Source organism: Flavobacterium sp. NRK F7 (assembly GCF_024054195.1).
Classification (GTDB): domain Bacteria; phylum Bacteroidota; class Bacteroidia; order Flavobacteriales; family Flavobacteriaceae; genus Flavobacterium.
In genome coordinates this window covers 1,850,720-1,873,231 of sequence record NZ_JAMXLB010000001.1, presented here as the reverse complement: position 1 = coordinate 1,873,231, position 22,512 = coordinate 1,850,720, and the positions used below count along the sequence as shown (strand labels likewise).

Here is a 22,512-nt window from a genome sequence, read left to right as displayed (position 1 = left end):
CTATTTTTGTGATGTCCAACAATAAAAAATATAATTATGAAAGCTAATCTACCATTATTAAGAAAAAGGCACTTATTTTCCTTACTCGGAATACTAAGTGTAATGATGCTTGTGTCCTGTGGTTCTTATCAAAATACATCTTATTATGATAATGACGGAATCTATGGATCAAATCAAAGATATGAAGTAAGCAATGACAATAAATATTCTCAACAAAATTTAGAGTCTTCAAACAAATATTCTCAGCAGTTCAAAAGCATGCAAGATGATTACACCTATTTCACTGATGTTGAGGACTATTCTTCAGAAAACAATGATAGTGTAGTTACAGTGTATAAAAATTATGACACAAATAGTCAGTATGCCGGATGGGGTAACAACTCTAGCAGTGTAACTGTAAATTATTACGATAATAGTTGGGGATGGAACAATTGGTACTCTCCTTACTGGGGAATTGGCTGGAATAATTGGTACGGCTCTAGCTGGGGATGGGGTCGTCCATATTTTGGTACTTCGTGGGGATGGGGAACTTACGGACCAGGCTGGGGATGGAGTTCATGGTACGGACCTGCTTATTATGGAGGATATCCTTATGGCGGTTATTATAATTATTATAGTCCTGGATGGTACAACAATGGATATTATGGAGGCGGTAGAAGACATCTAGCTTATAACTCTGGCACCAGAGGTGGTTCTAGTTATTATGTAGCAAACGGAAATAGATATAGCAATAGAACAACTTCTACCAGAAACTTCAATAATACCAGAACCTCTGTTAATAGAAATACATATAGTAACACTAGAAACACATCTGGAACAAGAAACACTTATTCTTCTCCACGTACATCAGGAACAAGAAATAACTATTCTACACCTAGAAACAATTCTTCAACATCAAACACAAATTTCTCTACTCCAAGGAGCTCATCTTCAACTCGTTCATCTAGCAATTATACTCCTTCTAGAAGCTCAGGAGGCTCTTACGGAGGTGGTAGATCTTCTTCAGCTGGTGGACGCTCTACTGGTGGAAGAGGCGGAAGAGGATAATCTAAATTGAAATTGAAAAGAAAATTAAATCTAAATATTTAGAATAGAATTGCTATGAAAAATTTTTATATAATCCCCTTAGTATTGACCTTTTTTAATGGATTTAGTCAAGAAATAACTACACAAGACGCTTTACGTTATGCCACAGAAGATTTAACTGGAACGGCACGATTTAGAGCAATGAGTGGGGCATTTGGTTCTTTAGGTGGTGATTTGTCTGCTATTAATGTCAATCCAGCTGGAACGGCTATTTTCAGTCATAACATGGCTGCTGTTACCGCTAGTAGTTTCAATACCAATAATAAATCAAATTATTATGGAACTAGCCGAAAACAAAATAATAGTACCTTAGATTTGAATCAACTAGGAGCTGTTTTTGTATTTGTAGATAATAACGAAACAAATAAGTGGAGAAAGATTTCTATTGGTCTTAATTATGAAAATTCCAAAAACTTTGATAATACAAATTATTTCTTTGGAAACAGTACTAATTCTATTGACCAATATTTTTTACGTTTTGCAAACGGAATAGGAAATGAAGGTGTTTTTAATGTAGATAGTGCCAATAGTCCATTTGAATCCCTATCATTTATTGACCAACAAGCATGGTTGGGATATAATTCCTTCATTGCTGAATACGACTCAACTAATAATATTTACTACAGTAATGTTCCTAATAATACCACTTATCAACAATCAAGATATTCTAAAGCTACTGGATACAATGGTAAATTTACAGCAAATTTTGCAACCTCATATCAAGACAAGGTTTACTTTGGAATGAATTTGAATTTTCATTTTACTGACTATGTTAATACGTATCAATTAATTGAATCTAATAATGGATTATATCCAACAGGTGCTAGTGTAAGCTATATTGAATTTAATAATGAACAATATACATTTGGAAATGGATTTTCCATGAATTTTGGAGCTATTGCTAAAATTACGGAAAACTTCAGAGTAGGTTTAGCTTATGAAACTCCTACTTGGCATAGATTAACAGACCAACTATCTCAAAACTTATATACTGAAAGAACTGAAGCTCCAAACGATAATGACTTTATCGGCAAAGTAACTAATCCTAACATTACTATCGAATATGCGCCTTACAAACTAACTACTCCATCAAAATGGACGCTTAGTGGCGCTTATGTTTTTGAGAAAAAAGGTTTATTCAGTGTGGATGTTTCAAGAAAAGATTATTCAAACACACAATTTAAACCCACTAACGATTACAGTGGTATTAATCAAAGCTTAAGCGAAAACTTAACCGAAGCCTATGAAATAAGAATGGGTGGTGAATACCGAATTAAAGAATTTAGCTTAAGAGCTGGATATCGTTTTGAACAAAGTCCGTATAAAATAGATTACACCATGGGCGATTTAACAGGCTATTCTGGTGGTTTAGGTTATAATTTTGGAGATAGCAAACTAGATTTAGCCTATTCCTACAGTTATAGAAATTACAATCAAAGATTCATTTCTTCCGGCATGACTGATACAGCAAGAGTTAGAGCTATACAAAATAACGTTACTCTTACCTACTCTATTAATTTTTAAAATTATAAAGCAGTAAGTTTTTATTCAAATCCTTCTTTAATGAAGGATTTTTTATTGACATATTTTTTCTGTCATAATCAAATTAAAACGTACAGCCTTACCAAAAACAAAAATAAGTGAAGATTTAAGCTTTAACTTCAAAAAACAAACTTTTAAAAAACTCGCAAGCCTGATGCTTCTAATGAATAATTTTATGTAATTTTGCGCCCTAAATCTTCAGGTGAATTTTAAATATATGAGAACCAAATCGTTAAAGAAAAATAAAATCAATGTAATTACACTAGGATGTTCTAAAAATGTGTATGATAGTGAAGTTTTAATGGGACAACTAAAAGCTAACGGCAAAGAAGTGACTCATGAAGCTACAAAAGATGAAGGCAACATTATTGTAATTAACACTTGCGGATTTATTGACAATGCTAAAGAAGAATCGGTTAATACGATTTTAGAATATGCTGATAAAAAAGAACAAGGCTTAGTAGACAAAGTATTTGTTACTGGCTGTTTATCTGAAAGATACAGACCTGATTTAGAAAAGGAAATACCGAATGTAGACCAATTTTTTGGAACTACCGAACTTCCGCTTTTATTAAAGGCATTAGGAGCCGATTATAAACATGAATTGATTGGGGAACGTTTAACCACAACTCCAAAAAATTATGCCTATTTAAAAATATCAGAAGGTTGTGACCGACCATGTAGTTTTTGTGCTATTCCTTTAATGCGAGGAAAACACGTTTCTACTCCTATTGAAAAATTAGTAATTGAAGCTGAAAAATTAGCTAAAAACGGCGTGAAAGAGTTAATTCTAATTGCTCAGGATTTAACCTATTATGGATTAGATATTTACAAAAAGAGAAACTTAGCCGAGTTATTAGAAGCTTTAATAAAAGTAGAAGGTATTGAATGGATTCGTTTGCATTATGCTTTCCCAACAGGTTTTCCAATGGAAGTTTTAGATTTAATGAAGAAAGAGCCTAAAATTTGTAATTATATTGATATTCCACTACAACATATTTCGGATAGTGTTTTAAAATCAATGCGAAGAGGAACTACTTACGAAAAAACGACCAACCTTTTAAAAGACTTTAGAAAAGCCGTTCCAGAAATGGCAATTCGTACTACCTTAATTGTGGGTTATCCTGGTGAAACGGAAGAAGATTTTCAAATTTTAAAAGATTGGGTAACCGAAATGCGATTTGAGCGTTTAGGCTGTTTTGCCTATTCTCATGAAGAAAACACACATGCTTATAGTCTAATTGACGATGTTCCAGACGAGGTAAAACAACAACGTGCTATGGAAATTATGGATATTCAAGCACAAATTTCTTGGGAATTAAATCAAGAAAAAATTGGTAAAGTTTTCAAATGTGTTATTGATAGAAAAGAAGGTGAGTATTTCATTGGTAGAACCGAATTTGATAGTCCAGATGTTGATAATGAAGTATTAGTTGAAGCTTCAAAGCACTATTTAAAAACAGGCGATTTTGTACAATTAAAAATTACGGATGCCACAGAATTTGATTTGTATGCAGAACCCGTCAATTAATAATTTGTACAAAATATAAAATTAATGGATTCATTTCTAAGAAAATACATGCTTATTGATACCTTAAGCTTGAAATTAAATTGTAATAAAGCTACATTTATTGAAAAGTTTAAAGAAAATGTTGAACCATCAAATTTGTCTTTTAGTCCTTTTGAAGCTTTTTCAGGCGGTACAAAATTATACAAAGGTAACCTTGATAATTCAACTTTTAAAATTCAAAAGAAACAACAACTTTTCAATAATAGAAGACAAAGCCCTATTGCAACTGGTAAAATAATAGAGAATATAAACGATATCAAATTAGATATTGAAATAAATGGCATCACTCCTTTTATGAAATTTTTCTTTGTATTTATCGTATTTTCATATTTATTCGGTTTTACTATACTTTTAGTGATATCCTTTAAAGATACTAATTTCGCATTTTTCCCTATTCCTTTTCTTATTGTACACGCTGCATTTATGATAGGTATTCCCTTTTTTATAATTAAATCTTCTGTAAAACATTTCAAACAAGAAATGGAACGTGAATTTCATTTTTGGTTACGCTAATTAGCTGTAGTCTTCATACCAATTAAAAGTTGCATGGATAATTTTTTGTTTTTCTTCTTTTATGAATTTTAGATATTCTTTGGCAATAGGTGATAGCGATTTTTGAGATTGCCAAATTAGATTCCAAGTAGTCATTAAAGGCAATTTTTTTAAAGGAATAATTTGTAAATCTCCTTTTTGAAGCTCATTTTTTATCCCAATTAACGGCATAATAGACAACCCTAATCCCGCTATAACAGCTTGTTTGACAGCTTCATTTGAGGTTAATTCTAATGTATTATTAATGATAATATTATGCTTTTCAAAAAAACGTTCCATGGTAAAACGTGTTCCCGAACCTTTCTCTCTATAAATAATTGCATATTTTGTCAAATCTTTAATTTGTAAACCCTTTTGTGGAATACAAAAATCCTTATTGGCAACTAAAAATAATTTATTCTGCATTAATTCTTCATTAAAAACAGATAATGATTCAGGTAAAATGGAAACCAATGCAAAATCTACTTCATTATTTTCTAGACTTTGGATAACTTTAGACTTATTAGTAACATCTAATTGCAATTCGATACCTGGATGTCTTTTTAAAAAATCAGATAAAAAATAAGGAATGATATATTTCCCAGTAGACACCACAGATATTTTTAAAGTTCCTGTCAAATAGCCCTTATAAGCTAGTGTTTTAAATGAAATTTCTTGAATTTCTTTATTAATACGTTTTGCAATGGTAGCTATTTCTTTACCAAAATCAGTAATATATAACTGTCTTCCAATAATTTCCGTTAATGGAATCTCAAATTGATCCTGAAAATTACGCAATTGAATAGAGACAGCTGGTTGTGTCAAATGTAAATCTTCAGCTGCTTTAGTGATACTCTTAGTCTCCACTATTTTCAAAAAAATTTGCAATTGATGCAAAGTATAATTCATAAATATTTTTTATATTAAGTATTACAAATATAAATAAAAATTTATAATTATTTGTTTCGACATTTGCCCTGTTAATTTTAAAAAAACAATTTATTATGACACGAATTACAGTTGCAAAAGGAGACGGAATTGGTCCAGAAATTATGGATGCTACCTTAGACATTTTAAAAGCCGCAGGAGCTCAATTAGAAATTGACGAAATTGAAGTTGGTGAAAAAGTATATTTAAGTGGAAATACTTCAGGAATTACCAATGAATCTTGGGACGTCATTAGAAAAAATAAAATTTTTCTAAAAGCTCCAATAACTACTCCTCAAGGTGGAGGGTATAAAAGTCTAAATGTAACGACACGTAAATTTTTAGGATTGTATTCTAATGTAAGACCTTGTACAAGCTTACATCCTTTTGTAGAAACGAAACATCCAAATATGGATATCGTAATTGTAAGAGAAAATGAAGAAGATTTATATGCCGGAATTGAGCACCAGCAAACAGATGAAGTAGTACAATGCTTAAAATTAATTAGCAGACCAGGTTGTGAAAAAATTATTCGATATGCTTTTGAATATGCTCGAGTAAATGGAAGAAAAAAGGTTACCTGCTTCACTAAAGACAATATTATGAAACAAACAGACGGCTTATTTCACAAAGTATTTGATGAAATTGCTTTAGAATATCCTGAAATCGAAAATGAACATTGGATTATAGACATCGGTGCAGCAAAAATGGCTGATACACCAGAAGTTTTTGATGTGATTGTTACTTTAAATTTATACGGTGATGTACTTTCTGATGTTGCAGCACAAATAGCAGGTTCAGTAGGATTAGCAGGCTCTGCAAATATAGGAGAAGAATGTGCTATGTTTGAAGCAATTCATGGTTCGGCACCCAGAAGAGCGGGTCAAAATATGGCAAACCCTTCAGGTCTTCTACAAGGTGCCATCATGATGTTGTCGCACATTGGACAAACCGAAATTGCAGAAAAAATTCAAAATGCTTGGCTAACTACAATTGAACAAGGTATTCACACTTATGACATATTCAAAGAAAATGTGAGCACAAAAAAAGTAGGAACAAAAGAATTTGCTCAAGCTGTAATAGAAAATCTGGGCAAACGACCTAAACAATTAAAAGAAGTAAACTATGCGAAAGATGCTGTACTTCATCTCCCAAAATACACCAAAAAAACACCTCAAGAAAAAGTATTAGTTGGAATTGATTTGTTTGTACACTGGAATGGAACTGATCCAAATGAAATTGCTAGAATTATGCAAGGAATTAATACGGAAAATAAAGAATTAACAATGATAACAAATAGAGGTATTAAAGTATGGCCAAACGGTTTTGAAGAAACCTATTGCACAGATCATTGGAGATGTCGTTTTAAACCAACAAAAGGCAAAGTAATGTTTAAAAATCAAATTCTTACTCTTTTAACACGTGCACACGAAGCTAAGATAGATGTTATTAAAACAGAAAATCTATATGAGTTTGATGGTATACAAGCTTATTCTTTAGGTCAAGGTCAATAAAAATGAATAACTACCCGATTTCTAATTTTAGTCGGGTAGTTATCGATACAAATTATAAAAATGATATGAAATATAAAATAATAATCTTGACTTTGGTAATCTTGTCAGTATCCATAGTTGGCATCCAATCCAATGTTACAAAAACCATTAAAGAACATTTCATTATTAGTTTATTGATTTTATACAATTTAAACATAATCATGATTTTTTCTAACAATCCCAAAAAATCAAAACAATGAAAGAAGCTATTGAATTCCAATTAGTAAAAGGAACATTTAATTTAGAAGAAGCAAAAGAAGTGCTTTTCAGTTTATTGAATAGTAAAATAAAATACCATCAACAACAAGCGTTTAGTATTAGCGAAAGAAATGCTGGAAGTATTACCTATTCGGAAAATAGAATTGAAGAACTCAATCAAGCTAGAGAAAAAGTAATTCAATTTATGAATCAACAATTTGAAGAAGGTAATTCCGTTCAAATAGATGGTATAATTAGTATTAAAGTGATGCAGAATCATGTTTAAAGGAAGAAAATTAGTTATTGCCACTCAGCATAAAAAAGAACAAGTTATAGCTCCTATTTTAGAAAAAGAAATAGGAGTAACTTGTTTCACTAATACTTTATTTAATACTGATTCCTTAGGCACTTTTTCTGGTGAAATAGAAAGAACATCAGCTGCATTAGATACTTTAAGAGAAAAATGTATTAGAACAGCAAAATTACATCAATGTGATTTAGTTCTTGGTAGTGAAGGATCTTTTGGAATGCATCCTACTTTGTTTTTTTCAGCAGCTGATGAAGAGTTCATTATGCTATTGGATTTAAAGAACAACATAGAAATTGTAGCTAAAGAGTTGTGTACTGCTACTAATTTTGGAGGCGAAACGATTACTAATTTGCAAGAATTACTTGCTTTTGCTGAAAAAGCTTCTTTTCCCACACATGCTTTAATTCTTAAATCTTCCGAGAAAAAGCCCACACTTATTTATAAAGGAATTCAGTCAGAAAAAGTTTTAATAAACCAATTTGAATATTTAAAAGAAAACTTTTCAAAAATTTATGTAGAAACGGATATGCGTGCTCATATGAATCCTAGCAGGATGCAAGTAATTAAAAAAGCCACTCAACAATTAATTTCTAAAATACAATCTTGTTGTCCTTCTTGTAAAACACCAGGATTTGATATTGCGATTGTAAAACCTGGTTTGCGTTGTTCTTCTTGCAATTTACCTACGAAATCTACATTATCCTGGGTTTATAAATGCAAAAAATGTGCTTTTGAAAAAGAATCTTTTTTTCCTCATCAAAAAAAAGTAGAAGTACCTATGTACTGTAATTATTGTAATCCTTAATAGTATGAAAATTAGCACCAACATTCTTGAAGCTAAAAAGTATCTAGAACAAAGCAAAATTATAGCTATTCCTACAGAAACGGTTTATGGATTAGCTGCGAATATTTATGATGAATCTGCTATACGTTCCATTTATAGTATTAAAAAGAGGCCTTTAACGAATCCTTTAATAGTTCACATTAAGTCTAAAGATGAATTGGCTCAATACACTTTTGATGCGCCAGAAAAAGCTTTATTACTAGCAGAAACATTTTGGCCAGGACCTTTAACTTTAGTTTTACCTAAATCTGAAAAAATTCCTTCTTATATTAGTGCCTATAAAGATACTGTTGCGCTTCGTGTTCCAGCTCATGAGATGGCTTTACAATTATTAAATTGCTTATCTTTTCCTCTTGCAGCTCCAAGTGCTAATCCTTCTAATAGAGTTAGTCCAACAAATGCCAATCACGTGAAAGGTTATTTTGAGAGTGAAATCCCTTTTATTTTAGATGGTGATGAATGTAAAAAAGGGCTTGAATCTACTATAATCGGTTTTGAAAATAAAGAGCCAGTTTTGTATCGATTGGGTGCTTTACCAGTTGAAACAATAGAAAAAGTTGTTGGTCCAATTAAAATCAAAAATAATACAAGTACTTTACCCGATGCTCCTGGCATGTTTTCCAAACATTATGCACCAACAATTCCTTTGTATATAATTGATGATTTGGCTACCTTTTTAGAAGAGACATCTTTATCATCTTTAGCATATTTAAGTTTTAACAAAAAATACATACATCCTAAAATTAAAGCAACTTACATGCTCTCAGAAAAAAAAGATTTAAAACAAGCCGCAAAAAACTTATATAGAACTTTGATTCATATAGATTCTAAAAATTATGATGCTATTATAACTCAATTATTTCCTGAAAAAGAACAAGGCAAAGCAATTAATGACCGATTAAAACGGGCTTCATGCAAACTTTAAAAGATAAATAACTACCTTTATAATAACAAAAAACAAAATCATGTGGAAAGAAAATAACAATAGTTTACAGCAAAGCTTTGAATTTAAAAATTTTATGGAAGCTTTTGCTTTTATGACTAAAGTGGCTTTTTTAGCAGAAAAAATGAATCATCATCCAGAATGGAAAAATGTGTACAACAAAGTTGATATTACACTTACTACGCACGATGCAGGTAACACGGTTACAGAAAAAGATCGAAAATTAGCGGAACAGATTAATCAATTAGTGGTTTAAAATCTATATACTGTTAGCCTTTAAGAGGTCCTTAATTTTAACTTTAATTTGTTATTGACATACTAGGGTACTTTTATGTATTGCCTTACATTTGTACTATTGAAAAAGTATAATTAGTAATACATTATTATGGATTCACTATCACAAATTGTTTTGGGTGCTGCAACTTTTGCATTAGTAAAAGACAAAGAAATTGGTAAAAGAGCTTTACTTTATGGTGCAATTTTAGGAACTATTCCTGATTTAGATGTGGTACTAAATTCCTTTTTCGATCCTATTCAACAATTAGCCATTCACAGGGCTTTTTCACACTCCATTTTTTTTTCCTTAGTATTGAGTTTACTCTTCGCTAAGTGGTTTTCCTACAAATATAATACCTCTTATCTTTCTTGGTTTTGGGCTTCATTTCTAGCTTTATTTACTCATCCTTTACTAGATATTTGTACTACTTATGGAACCCGTATTTTATATCCTGTAAGCAAATCTTTTTACAGTTTAGATAATGTTTTTGTGATTGATCCACTATATACAATTTGGTTATTAATTGGCTGTATTATTTTGCTTTTCATGAAAAATACGAATCCCAAAAGGCATTTAGTAATTCAATGGTCTTTGCTACTATCTACTGCTTATTTAGTATTTGGATTGTGTACCAATTTATATGTGCGTCATCATTTTAAAAAAGAATTAGAAAGACAAAACATACATTATACTCAATTAAAAATCGTCCCGACTCCTTTTAATACCATTCTTTGGCAAGGAATTATTAAAACCAATGATGGCCTTTATTTTGCAGATTACAGTTTGTTTGACACTAAAAAAACACTTGACTTTCATTATGAAAGGAACAATGTTCCTTTTTTAGAAAGCAAACAAAAAATTAAAGAATTAGAACCTTTCTTCAATTTTACGGAAGGTTATGCATTGGCTCGTGAAGAAAATGGAAAAATGATGATTTACGGAACAAAATTTGGGCCTATCGCTATTAAAAATGAACAAGCAGAATTTTTCTTCCCATTAGAATTTGAAAAAGACGGCACTTATACTTTGGCTCAAAAGCAACCTGATAATTATTCTGAGTTATTAAAAAGATTGTTTATAAGATTAAAAGGTAATTAATGTAAACTGTAGTTTTATAAAACTATAACTGAAAAAACATTACAGAAAAAATATACTTTTTTAACATTTGATTAACTTTTTTTTATATATTTACATCGAATTACTGTTTTTAACCACATATAAATTAAATGAGTACTCAAATCTTTAATACAATATGAAAACATACAAAGTAATTCTTTTACATGCATTTGTTAAATTAGTAACTACTAATCCAGATACTTCCTCTATTTTAAATGTTACTTCAACCAGTCTAAGTAATTTTACTATCAAATATAATAATTAGATAAGATCTATGTTTGCCAACATAAGGATTAATTTACTGTAATAACTAACCATTTTTTTTAAAAAATCCTATTACTCTTATGAATAATAGGATTTTTTATTTCAATGAATTGATTCTTATTTAAGGTTCTTTAAATGCATTTCAATTCGCTTCAAAATTTCCATTTGTTTGGCTTGACTCTCAAAAAGCACTTTAATTTGTTCTTGCACCAACACATCTAATTTCTGATTTAAGGCTCGTACTTCTAACTCTGCTTTTAAATTAATAAGATAATCATTTTCGCTTCTTTTTCTGTCTTTTTCTTCTTGCCTATTCTGACTCATCATGATAATAGGTGCTTGTAAAGCAGCTACACAAGACAAAACTAAATTCATCAAAATAAAAGGATAAGGATCAAATTCATCTCCTTTTGGTACCAAAACATTAAAAAGTATCCAAACTGTCAAAAGAAATAAAAATGAAATAATAAAAAACCAGCTACCACCAAATCGGGCTACTTTATCCGAAATATTTTGTCCTCTGGTAACAATTTCTTTGGGAGGATTTAATAGGTTTTGCACAATTAGATTTTCATCTTCAATTGCTTTTTTTACAATTTCCTGAAGCTTAACAATATGTTCATTTTCAGCTGTAAGTAAATTTTCTATATCTGGATCCATTGGATATGCATTTAATATTAAAACAACCTTAATTTCCTAAAAAATACAACTAAAATTCTTCCTTTATTTTTTGCTTTCTACCAATAAAAAAATATAATAAAGCACCGAAAAACCCAGTAAAAAGAACAAGTATGACCCATATGATTTTATTATTTCCTGTAAATTCACTTTTTAAAATATCTATTAAAGCTAAAATCATCAGCAAAAGTGTCATAAAAAAAATAACTATAAGTAATAGTTGCCAAATACCTATCATTCCAAGTTGTAACATAATATTGTTTTTTTTAATTAATAAATTTGAAAGTGTTTCTGTTTTAAATACACCTACCCTTTTCGTAATATTTTTTCCATTTTCTTCCCTTTGGCTAACTCATCTACTAGTTTATCCAAATAACGAACCTGCTGCGTTAAAGGTGTTTGTATTTCTTCTATTCGATACCCACAAATAACACCAGTAATCAAACTGGCATTAGGGTTTAATTTTGCCTCCTTAAAAAATGTTTCAAAGGTCTGTTTTGAAGCTATATGTCTATCTATTTCTTGTTGTGAATATCCTGTAAGCCATGTAACCACTTCGTAAAGTTCCTGAATTGATCTTCCTTTTTTTTCAACTTTTGTAATATAATGTGGCCATACAGAAGCAACTGTTAATTTGGCAATCTTTTGATCGTGTTCTGGTGAAGTACTCATAGAAAATCTATTTATAATTTCAGTTTTGGAAAATGATTTTATATTCTCAAAACTACAACTTTATCTAAAATGTAAAAAGACATAATCTGAAAAAGCTAAAAACAAATACGAATTTTGAGAAAACAATTTATTTTAAGACAGTAAAATTTAAAATTATTCGTTTAAAACACGATTTACTTGAATAATTCTAGACGCATAATAGGGTTCTTTACTAGAAGAAATCATTACTCCTGAAGAAGTTGATGCGTGTATGAATTTAATTTCATCTTCATTTACTTCCGTAATTAAACCCACATGAGAAATACGATTTTTTCTTCCAGTTGCAAAAAAGATTAAATCTCCTTTTTGGGATTCTTTCATTTTTATTTTTTCTCCAAAAGTAGCTTGTTCAGAAGAAGTTCTTGGTAAACTTAAATCTATTTCTTTAAAAGTAGTACACATTAATCCAGAACAATCAAATCCCTTAGGTGTATCACCGCCATACTTATAACGTATTCCAATATATTCAGAAGCTTTTTCCACTAACAAATCTGCTTTTGACATAAACTCTTTAGACATTTTATCAACAGTGTCTTCTTCCTCATAAGATAGTTCCGTATTAGAAGCTACTGTAGTCTCTACAGCATCTTTTTTGATTATTAACTCATAACCAACAGGAAAATCGGAAGGCAAATTAGGGTTTAACGCTTCTAACTCACGAATACTTATTCCATATAATTTAGCAACTCCGTACTTGGTTTCTTTACGTTTAATAGTGTGCAAAAGCGTAAACGTTGCATCTTTTTTAATTTCTAAAGGGATAGTTTCTGGAACAACTTCCTCATTTTTAGGGTTCACATCAACGGCCACTATTGCTGTTTCTTGTTGCTCTTCGGTAATTTTTAATGCTTCATTTTTTATTTTTAAAACCACACCTTCTTTAAGCTTTTTAGGCTTTATCTTAGGATTTAAAGCTTCTAAATCCGTTATGGATAAATTGTATTTTTTTGAAATACTATAAAAGGACTCCCCTTTGGCAACCCTATGTGAATCAGGCACAACAGTGATCGCTTCATGGGTACCAACTTCTTTTTCGTTCTCGTTTTTGGAAGGCACTTTCACTATCGCATTAACCTGTAAGGTCTTATCTTTTAATTTAGGATTGAGTTGGTAAAGAATCGCAACAGTAGTATTATATTTTCTCGCTATAGCATACATGGTTTCACCCGAAGCAACCGTATGCTCAAAGGAAGCTTGTCCAAAAGCTACATTATGTATTAGTAATAAAAAAAAGAAAACTACTTTTAATTTATTCATCTTTTATGACCTTTTATACTATGTTTTCGTTCTGTCTTTAACGAATAGTACAGCGATTTATTTTAATATATTTTCTATTTGTTGTAACTCTTGATTAGAAAAAGCTAATTTATCTAAGCTTCCTAAATTATCCAACAATTGATTTACGGAACTGGCACCTACAATTACTGAAGTAATCGTTTCTTTTTTGAGCAACCAAGCAATAGCCATTTGTGCTAAAGTTTGTCCTCTTTCTAAAGCAATTGCGTGCAACGCATTAATTTTTTTGATTTTATCTTCTGTAATTTCTGAAGATTGCAAATGTCCATTAGGATTTGCTGCTCTTGAATTTTCAGGAATCCCTTTTAAATACTTAGTAGTTAACAAACCTTGTGCCAAAGGAGAAAAAGCAACACAACCCATTCCTTTGGTATCCAAAATATCGAGTAAACCTTCTTCTACCCAACGTTCGAATAGAGAATATTTTGCTTGGTGCACAATACATGGAGTTCCAAGGTCTTTCAAAATAGCCACTGCTTTTTCCGTTTCCTCTGCATTGTAATTACTAATACCAGCATATATAGCTTTTCCTGAACGAACGGCATAATCTAAAGCAGACATGGTTTCTTCTAAAGGTGTATTAGGATCTGGACGATGCGAATAGAATATATCCACATATTCTAATTTCATTCTTTTAAGACTTTGATTTAAACTAGAAATCAAATACTTTCTAGAGCCCCATTCTCCATAAGGTCCTTCCCACATTTTAAATCCGGCTTTGGTCGTAATGACTAATTCGTCTCTTAAAAATCCATTGAAATTATTTTGAACTATTTTACCAAAATTTTCCTCTGCTGAACCAGGTACTGGCCCATAATTATTGGCTAAATCAAAATGAGTAATTCCTTTATCAAAAGCAGTTAAAGCAATATCTTGAGCATTTTCAAAACGATCTACCGAACCGAAATTATGCCACAATCCTAAAGAAATTTGCGGTAATAACAAACCACTTTTACCACACCTATTGTATTTCATGTAAGTTATTTTAGTACATGGATTTTCTAAACCTCTAACGAGTAAAACTTATTAGCTGTGAGCATCCTTTTTACAAATTTAAAAATCAAATGGTAAAAAAGAAACAAAAAGATAGTTTGTTTTGATTTCTCACTTATTTTGAATGTATTTTCTAATAATAATGTAGAGTTTATCTTTATCAATAGGTTTAGAAATAAAGTCATTAAACCCTGTTTTGTTAATTTTTTCAATTTCTTCAGGAAACGAATAAGAAGTTTGTGCAACTATAGGGATATCTTTATTGAACTCTCTAATTTTGGTAAACGCTTCATGACCATCTACACTTGGCATTTTGATATCCATTAAAATTAAATCAACTTCTTTATTTTGCTTACATATTTCAACAGCTTCCTGTCCATTTTTAGCTCTAACCACTTTAAAATTCAACAGCTTTAATAATTTTTCAATCAATAAATAATTGATATTATCATCTTCAGCTACTAAAATAATTTCTTCATCTCCAAGACTTATATCTTCGTAAATAGGTTGGGCTTCCAGTGTCGTTTCTGAATCAAATTGTAAAGGAATTGAAAATGAAAAAGTAGAGCCTACTCCTACTTCAGATTTTAGACTGATGGTTCCTCCTAACATTTCTATATACGCTTTTGAAATAGCTAAACCTAGTCCTAATCCCTTATTGTCTTGATCCGAAATAAAATCTACTTTATTAAATCTAGAAAAAATTGTTTCTTGTAATTCATCTGGAATTCCTTTTCCAGAATCTTTGACAGTAAAATGAATTTGATTCTTTTTGAAGTCAAATTCGTAGTCCAATACTATAAAACCTTCGTCTGTAAATTTAATCGCATTAGTGAGTAAATTTGTAATTACTTGGTTTAGTTTCACTACATCTGTGACCACATTTTGAGTTGAAGTATCTTTGGGTACAATTAATTTAAAGTCAATATTTTTATACGAGGGAACGGTAATTTTTATCGATTCAAAAGTAGCTTGAATCATGTTTTTTAAATCAATACTACTATATTTAGGCTCTATTAAATCGGAATCAATTTTTGACATTTCCACTAAATCATCGATAATATCGATTAGATTTTTTCCGCTTTTCTGAATAATTTTCAAATATTCCTCTTTTTCATCTTCTTTTAAATCTTTCTTTAATAACAAATCCGAAAATCCCATAATGGCATTCATAGGGGTTCGAATTTCATGAGAAAGATTCATTAAGAAAGCTGATTTGAGTTTATCACTTTCTTCTGCTTTCTTTTTGGTCTTTTCCAGTTGAATTTTCTGATTGAAATTTTGTTCAAATAGTTTTCCAATGTATCTGAATTCACCTCTAATTCTTTTTAAAGAATCAATTGCTGACACATTGCCTTTTTCTAAAACTTCTTTTATTAAACGTATGGGTCGTTGTGCCCATTTTTTTGCATAATAGAAAAAGATTAAAATGGAAAGACAAAACGCTATCAGCATAATATAAAGTATCTTTCTTGTATTTGAAAAATCAACTTTAGCTTCTCTTTGAAAAAACAAGGAAGCTATTTTGTTTCCATTAATATCTTTTAAATCTTTAATATAATAAATGGTTTTGGCTTCTATTTTCTTTTGAGAATCATAAAATTCCGCTTTGGCACTACTAACATTTTGAATATTTAAAAAATATTTTTTATCTAATAGTTTAGCAATAAAAAAGTAGCCTTGTGGCGCTGTCTTGTTTTTAAAGGGATCTATTGAAGAATGAATTGTAGCTCCATAAACTGCGACAATACCTTCTGGGATTTTTGCATAAAATTTAATTAATTTTTCATTTTTAAGCTTAGGAAATACTTCTTTTGGAATAAAATCTTTAGAATTGATTTTTGTTGTAGAAGCTTTACTTACAAATTCTTCTTGCATCGTATACACATCAATATAATCTACTTTGTAAGAATCAATTAAGTATACCACAGAATTATCAAACCATTCGATATCTTTCGTATGAACAAAATCCACCAAATCATCCCAATAGGTTATTTCATTAATTAAAGAAATATAGGAATCGGAATTCAAATCAATTAAGCCATTAATTTCTCTTTCTAAACCTAAAGAAGATGTTTGGTAAAATTCCTTTTCTTGCTTTTGATTGAAATAGAATAACGCTGCAAAAAGTAGGATAAATCCAAACGAGACTACAAGTAATACAAAGACTACTTTAGAGTAAGTGGTAACTCTTAGGTTTTTTCTAGCAGCTGTAAATGACATATAATCAATTTAATCAATAAACTTAGTTAAAAAATTAAATATTTCAAAAAGAAACATCTAATTTATCTAATTTAAAATGAAAAAAAATCACAACACTAATAAACCGTTATTCCGAATAGTTTGCATGGGTTTGGCATACCAAAATAATTCAAAATCATCGAAGTGTGTTTCATACTCCATTTTCATTTGGCTTAAAGTTCGTTTACTGCTATTTTGAGGTGTATTTGTTTGTAGAAAATCATACAACCATAAGCCGTTTTCCTCTTCCAATACAATTTCAAAAAAAGTGCTTTTATCGTGAAAAAGCAACTGTATCATTTTCCAAGATTTTCCTTTTTTGGATTTGGTAAAATGTTTTATTTCGGGCAAATTTCCTAACCAAATCACTTTTGCATTTAATTTTAAAGTAAAATTTTCTTCTTTTTCCAAGCAATTGGAAATAAAATTAGGATCAATTCTAGTATTTGGAATTTTAAAATCGAACCAATCTTGCAACTCATAATCAAAACAAACACCGTGCATGTAATTGAACAATGATTTTTTCAATCCAAAGCTAAATTTTTCATGATCAATACCCGTTTTATCTTTGAATGCGATATCGTTGTTTGCAAAAGTAATTTGCTTCGCCATTTCGCTAAAGCTCGTTCCATTTTGTTGTGGAATAACCCCAAAGGCATCTGGGTCGAGCCCAACTGGACTATGTGCTGTCATTGCAAATTGGTGCCAAAAACCCGATTGAATAATTCCTAATTCGAAAAGTTGACGCACCATTTCCAAACTATCAATGGTTTCTTGAACCGTTTGCGTTGGATAACCATACATTAAATAAGCATGCACCATAATGCCATTCACCGTAAAATTTCGAGTAACCTGAGCCACTTGTTCCACAGTTACTCCCTTCTTTATGAGTTCCAACAAGCGATCGGAAGCAACTTCTAAACCACCTGAAACTGCAATACAACCAGAAGCTTTTAATAAATAACATAAATCGGAAGTGAAACTTTTTTCGAAGCGTATGTTTGTCCACCAGGTTACCACCAAATTTCTCTTCAAAATTTCTAATGCTACTTCACGCATTAAAGCTGGTGGTGCCGCTTCATCCACAAAATGAAAGCCAGTTTCTCCAGTTTGTGCAATTAACTCTTCCATTCGGTCCACTAAAAGTTTAGCCGCAATAGGTTCGTACACTTTAATATAATCAAGCGATATATCACAAAATGTACATTTTCCCCAATAACAACCGTGTGCCATGGTTAACTTGTTCCATCTACCATCACTCCATAAGCTGTGCATGGGATTGGCTATTTCAATGACTGAAATATATTGGTTCAATAATAAATCCGTATAATCAGGAGTACCAATTTCACTTTGTTTATAGTCTTTCTTTAAAGTGGTATTCTTGTAAACTACTTCCTCTTTTTCCAGTAGGAAGGTGCGTTTGAATTCGTACTCATTTTCGTTAGAGTTGACAAAATTATATAACAATTCTACTGGTAATTCTCCATCATCTAATGTAATAAAATCAAAAAACTCAAAAACGCGTTTGTCTTTTACATCTCTTAGTTCTGTGTTTGGAAAACCACCACCCATAGCAATTTTGATAGCAGGGTTAATTTCTTTAATCCATTGAGCACATCGAAAAGCACTATACAAGTTACCTGGAAAAGGAACAGAAAATAAGATTAGTTTTGGCTCAACTGCTACTACTTTTTCTTTTAAAATTTGCAAAGTTATAGTATCGATGTAAGTAGGTTCTTTTTGTAATTCATTGTATAACTCATCAAAAGAATTAGCACTTCTTCCTAATCGTTCCGCATAACGACTAAAACCAAAATTAGCATCGATACATTCTACTATAAAATCTGAAATATCTTCTAAATAAAGCGTAGCCAAATGTTTGGCTTTATCTTGCATCCCCATGGCGCCAAAAGCCCAAGTAAAACCCTCTTCATCTTCATTAAAAGCGTTAAATCGTGAAGCTTCTGGCAAAAAATTACCACTACAAATTTGCCTTGCCAAAGAAGCATTTTTCCCTTGTAGAAATTCAAGCACCGCATCTATGGTTTTAGCATATTCATTTTCTAGTGCAAAAATACGTTGGGCATTTTCTGACCATTTTTCTTTAGTTTGTTTTGATTGTACGGAAGCAAATTGAAAAATATTGGTTAATCCAGATTTAGAAAATAATTCTAAAATTACTTCAATTCCTAAATCCATTTGAAAGGAAGAAATGGCTTTCGTATTTAAAAATCCTTTTAAATAAGCCGTGGCTGGATACGGAGTATTCAGTTGAGTAAAAGGAGGTGTTATAAGTAATAAATCTGCTTTCATAGAATAATATCGATACAAAATTACTCTATCTGTTTTATATTCTGATGAATTTGTGTCATTTTCTTAATTTCAGGTAAATAATAACGATTTAAAAGCACATTTACTCTCAAGAGATAAAAAAAGGCAATGCGAATGCATTGCCTTTTTTATTTATAAATACCTTTTTATTTATTTTCAACAATCAACCTTCTTTTTTCACCATTGATTGCTAATAAATAAATTCCTGATTCTAAAAAGTCGATTGGAATAATTTCAACTTCAGCTTTTGCTTTAATTTGAAGTCTCGTTTTTCCTTTATTGTCAGTAATACTAATTTGATCATCTACTTTAACTCCTTGAAGTGTAACTAAATCACTTGCTGGATTTGGAAACATTTTGATATCACTAGTTATTAGAACTTTATCCGAAGTACTTTCGTTGCTATTTTGATTCTTTTCAGCAACAATTGTTTTCATTTCAAATTTATTCTCCTCTAGAGAAACTGACTGCTGTCCCATCATCATTGAAGAAGACGCGACCATTGCCATAAGAAGGCCTAATTTTACTTTTTTCATAATCTTTTTTTTTATAGTTGTTGTTTGCGTTTGCAAAAATATCTTTTTAGGATAACGAAACAATCTTCTAGTTTATTTTTTTATTAAGAAAATTTGTTAATAAGTTTAACTTTTCTTTAATAAATTGTCAAAAAAAAGGTTGATTATGATGTTATAATTAACATAAATGAATCAAGATATTAAATCCATTCTTCTGCTTCTTTGTAATTTTCAGTAAAATAGGTTAAATATTGCACCAGTCTCGGTTTGCTACCTCTATTCGGTGTGGCACAATGTGGCAAAGCTTGATGCCATATGATAAAATCACCAGCATTTCCTGTAATAGGTTCTGGTTTTAATGTTTCTAATGCTATTGTTCTAGGATTATCATTAGGTCCTAAAGCTTGCATCCAACTTTCAATTTTATGATGAAAACCTGGAACACAATGAAAAGCGCCATCATTTTCACCGCAATCTGACAAATACAACAACCCTTGTAAACGAAAAGGAATCGGTTGTTGTAAACTCACATCCCAATGTAAATTACTTCCTAAGAAAGAATAATGCTCTGTAATAGGTGGATTAAAACTGACTTTATCTATTGTTTTAAAAATTGTATCCGTACCGTATAACTGTTCGTATGCTTTTTTAATTTTCAAAGACGCTCGATTTTTTTCTAAAATAGGATGATTAAAAAAATGCACCATCAATCCTTTTTGAGCTTCGTGAAACGTATACCACGTACTACTATCTTCTGGGTCTTTTTGTAAAAAATTCCAAATTGCTTCTTGCGTTTCTAAACAATCCTGCATTGGAATGGCATTTTTTATAATCACGTATCCATTGGTTTCCCAAAATTGCAAATCTTCAGCAGTAAGTACATTTTCATCATATTTTTCGGAATCAAATACTTTACTATTGGTACTAATCCATTGCTTAAAATCTTCTAAACTAGGTTTAGATTCATATATAAATTGCAAAGTAAGCTCCATGCTAATTCCTAAACGATACAAATAACCTGTTTCTTCATCCCAAGTGGTATCTTGGTCCAGTTGATTATGAAGTGTTCTTTTCCAAAAATTGGTAACTAAAATCTCGTTCATTTCATGATTGTTGTACTCAAAAATACTTGATTTTCTTTTGGCAAACAAAAAAAAGGATGCCATTTAGCATCCTTTTTTCTTCTTGTCTTTTTTAGATTTCTTACCTTTTTTCTTTTTTGGTTTTAGAAGGGCTATTTTTTCATTGATTCTTTTCTTAGTTTCTTCCAAATAATATGTATATTCATTTGAAATTACTAGTAACTGTAGCTCTTTTAATATTTTTTTGGCTGCTTTAAACTCTTTTTTTATCTCTAAAAACTGAATTTTCTTCATCAAAATTTCTACCTTATTGATTCCTTTTACCGTTAAAGCAAAGTCAATCAAGGTAGCTGCTTCCTCAAAATCTTCATTCCACAACAAGGTTTGAATGTAAAAAGGATACACTTCAATCGCATTAATATTTATACCTAAGGCTTGTTGGTAATAATTTTTAGCTTCCTCATAATGAAACAGTTGCTCGGCTTGTATTCTCGCATACAAACATAAAGCGGTTGTGTTCTTATCGTCATAAGATAAGGCATAATCTAAAGACTCTATCGTTTCTTCCAAACAATACGGATAATTGTCCATCGCTTGAAACAAATATTTATCTATTGATTTCATCTTTTAATTTTCTAAATTCTAAATTCAAATTTTTAAACTTTTTTTTGGGCGTGCCCTTTCAGGTCAGGCTTTGCGCTACAAGTCCTCATTCGTTCCTCATTGTGGGCTTTTCACTGCAATCCTTCACGCAAAAAACTGCTACTCATTATAATCTTGCCGTTTTAATTTCAAACGCTCTTTTTTATAACTTTTATCTTCTTTTTGCTTCTTAAAATCGGAACCTTCAAAAACCCGAACAGGGTTACCGCGTTCTATTTGCATTTGATTCGACCAAGCATTTTGCTCCTGATTTTTAAATTGGTTCCAATTGTTTTCTTCAATCTTTTGTTTTAAGCGTTCCGTAGCTAGCTTCTTATTTTGATGTTGTGATCTCGAATCCATAGCAACTACAGCAATACCTGTAGGAATGTGTGTCGCTCTAATGGCAGAACTCACTTTATTTACATGTTGGCCTCCAGCTCCAGAACTCCTCATGGCTTGGTATTGCAAGTCTTTTTCATGAAATGCAGTATCTTTTGATTGTTCAATTTCAAAAATACCGACAAACCAATTCTTACGTTGGTGGAACTTCCGGAACGTACTTTTACCAATCCATTGAATGGTGCCTAACCAAGAAGCGACAAAATTGCTTGCATTTTTACCTTCAAGGTGTATAATAGCTGTTTCTACAGTACCATTTTCTTGACCAGTTTCTCGTTGCAAAACAGTTGCTTTTAGCTGTTTTTCATGAGCTTCCTCCAACACTTTTTTTACAACTTGAGCTACTACCCAAGTACATTCAGCTGGACCTCTACCTGAGGTGATTTGTATTAGCCTCACCCCAACCCTCTCCGACGGAGAGGGAGAAAGTGACTTCTTATTATTATTGTTCATAATTTTA

23 protein-coding genes are annotated in these 22,512 nt (G+C 30.9%); 11 read left to right on the top strand and 12 right to left on the bottom strand.

Going from position 1 to position 22,512, the window contains the following annotated elements; translation table 11 throughout:
* The first annotated feature begins 36 nt into the window (after nucleotides 1-36).
* From NHF47_RS08300 to NHF47_RS08285, 4 genes are all read left to right on the top strand, one after another.
* Nucleotides 37-1,047 carry a hypothetical protein gene (locus tag NHF47_RS08300; protein WP_252764479.1) on the top strand — a complete coding sequence of 337 codons (1,011 nt, stop codon included), beginning with the start codon at nucleotides 37-39 and terminating at the stop codon, nucleotides 1,045-1,047.
* A 54-nt stretch (nucleotides 1,048-1,101) separates the two neighbouring features.
* Complete coding sequence (locus NHF47_RS08295; RefSeq protein ID WP_252764478.1) at nucleotides 1,102-2,610, top strand: OmpP1/FadL family transporter; 1,509 nt, start codon at nucleotides 1,102-1,104, stop codon at nucleotides 2,608-2,610.
* Between the two features lie 235 nt (nucleotides 2,611-2,845).
* A complete protein-coding gene (gene rimO / locus NHF47_RS08290; protein ID WP_252764477.1) occupies nucleotides 2,846-4,159 on the top strand; it encodes a 30S ribosomal protein S12 methylthiotransferase RimO in 1,314 nt (437 codons plus the stop codon).
* A 24-nt stretch (nucleotides 4,160-4,183) separates the two neighbouring features.
* Entirely contained in the window at nucleotides 4,184-4,711 is a 528-nt protein-coding gene (locus tag NHF47_RS08285; RefSeq protein ID WP_252764476.1) for a hypothetical protein, read from the top strand.
* On the opposite strand, the gene NHF47_RS08280 is transcribed toward NHF47_RS08285, so the two are convergent.
* Nucleotides 4,712-5,638: a LysR family transcriptional regulator gene (locus NHF47_RS08280; protein ID WP_252764475.1), complete on the bottom strand. Its 927-nt coding sequence runs from the start codon at nucleotides 5,636-5,638 to the stop codon at nucleotides 4,712-4,714.
* A gap of 95 nt (nucleotides 5,639-5,733) precedes the next feature.
* Here NHF47_RS08280 and NHF47_RS08275 point away from each other — a divergent pair, with 95 nt between their 5' ends.
* From NHF47_RS08275 to NHF47_RS17255, 7 genes are all read left to right on the top strand, one after another.
* Nucleotides 5,734-7,170: an NADP-dependent isocitrate dehydrogenase gene (locus tag NHF47_RS08275; protein ID WP_252764474.1), complete on the top strand. Its 1,437-nt coding sequence runs from the start codon at nucleotides 5,734-5,736 to the stop codon at nucleotides 7,168-7,170.
* 235 nt (nucleotides 7,171-7,405) lie between these two features.
* Complete coding sequence (locus tag NHF47_RS08270) at nucleotides 7,406-7,693, top strand: hypothetical protein (protein ID WP_140998888.1); 288 nt, start codon at nucleotides 7,406-7,408, stop codon at nucleotides 7,691-7,693.
* Entirely contained in the window at nucleotides 7,686-8,522 is an 837-nt protein-coding gene (locus NHF47_RS08265; protein ID WP_252764473.1) for a DUF6671 family protein, read from the top strand. Before NHF47_RS08270 ends, NHF47_RS08265 begins: the two co-directional genes overlap by 8 nt.
* A gap of 4 nt (nucleotides 8,523-8,526) precedes the next feature.
* Nucleotides 8,527-9,486 (top strand): L-threonylcarbamoyladenylate synthase, encoded by a 960-nt coding sequence (locus tag NHF47_RS08260; RefSeq protein WP_252764472.1) that lies wholly within the window; start codon nucleotides 8,527-8,529, stop codon nucleotides 9,484-9,486.
* A gap of 40 nt (nucleotides 9,487-9,526) precedes the next feature.
* Nucleotides 9,527-9,760 carry a 4a-hydroxytetrahydrobiopterin dehydratase gene (locus tag NHF47_RS08255; RefSeq protein WP_252764471.1) on the top strand — a complete coding sequence of 78 codons (234 nt, stop codon included), beginning with the start codon at nucleotides 9,527-9,529 and terminating at the stop codon, nucleotides 9,758-9,760.
* Nucleotides 9,761-9,889: 129 nt separating this feature from the next.
* Nucleotides 9,890-10,879, top strand: coding sequence for a metal-dependent hydrolase (locus NHF47_RS08250; RefSeq protein WP_252764470.1), 990 nt, complete (start codon nucleotides 9,890-9,892; stop codon nucleotides 10,877-10,879).
* A 154-nt stretch (nucleotides 10,880-11,033) separates the two neighbouring features.
* The gene (locus NHF47_RS17255; RefSeq protein WP_256476998.1) at nucleotides 11,034-11,162 is read left to right on the top strand and encodes a hypothetical protein; all 129 of its coding nucleotides are present in this window, start codon (nucleotides 11,034-11,036) and stop codon (nucleotides 11,160-11,162) included.
* 116 nt (nucleotides 11,163-11,278) lie between these two features.
* Here the strand turns inward: NHF47_RS17255 and NHF47_RS08245 are convergent, their stop codons facing one another.
* The 11 genes from NHF47_RS08245 to prfH all read right to left on the bottom strand — a co-directional run bounded on the left by NHF47_RS08245 (nucleotide 11,279) and on the right by prfH (nucleotide 22,505).
* The gene (locus NHF47_RS08245) at nucleotides 11,279-11,821 is read right to left on the bottom strand and encodes a DUF1003 domain-containing protein (protein ID WP_252764469.1); all 543 of its coding nucleotides are present in this window, start codon (nucleotides 11,819-11,821) and stop codon (nucleotides 11,279-11,281) included.
* A gap of 49 nt (nucleotides 11,822-11,870) precedes the next feature.
* Nucleotides 11,871-12,092 carry a PLD nuclease N-terminal domain-containing protein gene (locus NHF47_RS08240; RefSeq protein ID WP_252764468.1) on the bottom strand — a complete coding sequence of 74 codons (222 nt, stop codon included), beginning with the start codon at nucleotides 12,090-12,092 and terminating at the stop codon, nucleotides 11,871-11,873.
* A 53-nt stretch (nucleotides 12,093-12,145) separates the two neighbouring features.
* On the bottom strand, nucleotides 12,146-12,511 hold the full coding sequence (locus tag NHF47_RS08235; protein ID WP_252764467.1) for a DUF2200 domain-containing protein: 366 nt from the start codon (nucleotides 12,509-12,511) through the stop codon (nucleotides 12,146-12,148).
* A gap of 153 nt (nucleotides 12,512-12,664) precedes the next feature.
* Nucleotides 12,665-13,807, bottom strand: a complete 1,143-nt coding sequence (locus tag NHF47_RS08230) for a peptidoglycan endopeptidase (RefSeq protein WP_252764466.1) — start codon at nucleotides 13,805-13,807, stop codon at nucleotides 12,665-12,667.
* A 57-nt stretch (nucleotides 13,808-13,864) separates the two neighbouring features.
* Nucleotides 13,865-14,821, bottom strand: coding sequence for an aldo/keto reductase (locus NHF47_RS08225; RefSeq protein ID WP_252764465.1), 957 nt, complete (start codon nucleotides 14,819-14,821; stop codon nucleotides 13,865-13,867).
* Nucleotides 14,822-14,950: 129 nt separating this feature from the next.
* Nucleotides 14,951-17,062 carry an ATP-binding protein gene (locus tag NHF47_RS08220; RefSeq protein ID WP_252764464.1) on the bottom strand — a complete coding sequence of 704 codons (2,112 nt, stop codon included), beginning with the start codon at nucleotides 17,060-17,062 and terminating at the stop codon, nucleotides 14,951-14,953.
* Between the two features lie 87 nt (nucleotides 17,063-17,149).
* Entirely contained in the window at nucleotides 17,150-19,393 is a 2,244-nt protein-coding gene (locus NHF47_RS08215; protein WP_252764463.1) for a radical SAM protein, read from the bottom strand.
* A gap of 164 nt (nucleotides 19,394-19,557) precedes the next feature.
* A complete protein-coding gene (locus NHF47_RS08210) occupies nucleotides 19,558-19,947 on the bottom strand; it encodes a T9SS type A sorting domain-containing protein (RefSeq protein WP_252764462.1) in 390 nt (129 codons plus the stop codon).
* 179 nt (nucleotides 19,948-20,126) lie between these two features.
* Nucleotides 20,127-21,092 (bottom strand): phytanoyl-CoA dioxygenase family protein, encoded by a 966-nt coding sequence (locus NHF47_RS08205; RefSeq protein WP_252764461.1) that lies wholly within the window; start codon nucleotides 21,090-21,092, stop codon nucleotides 20,127-20,129.
* Nucleotides 21,093-21,632, bottom strand: coding sequence for a hypothetical protein (locus tag NHF47_RS08200; RefSeq protein WP_252764460.1), 540 nt, complete (start codon nucleotides 21,630-21,632; stop codon nucleotides 21,093-21,095). It lies immediately after the preceding gene.
* A 138-nt stretch (nucleotides 21,633-21,770) separates the two neighbouring features.
* On the bottom strand, nucleotides 21,771-22,505 hold the full coding sequence (gene prfH, locus NHF47_RS08195; RefSeq protein ID WP_252764459.1) for a peptide chain release factor H: 735 nt from the start codon (nucleotides 22,503-22,505) through the stop codon (nucleotides 21,771-21,773).
* Nucleotides 22,506-22,512 lie beyond the last annotated feature (7 nt).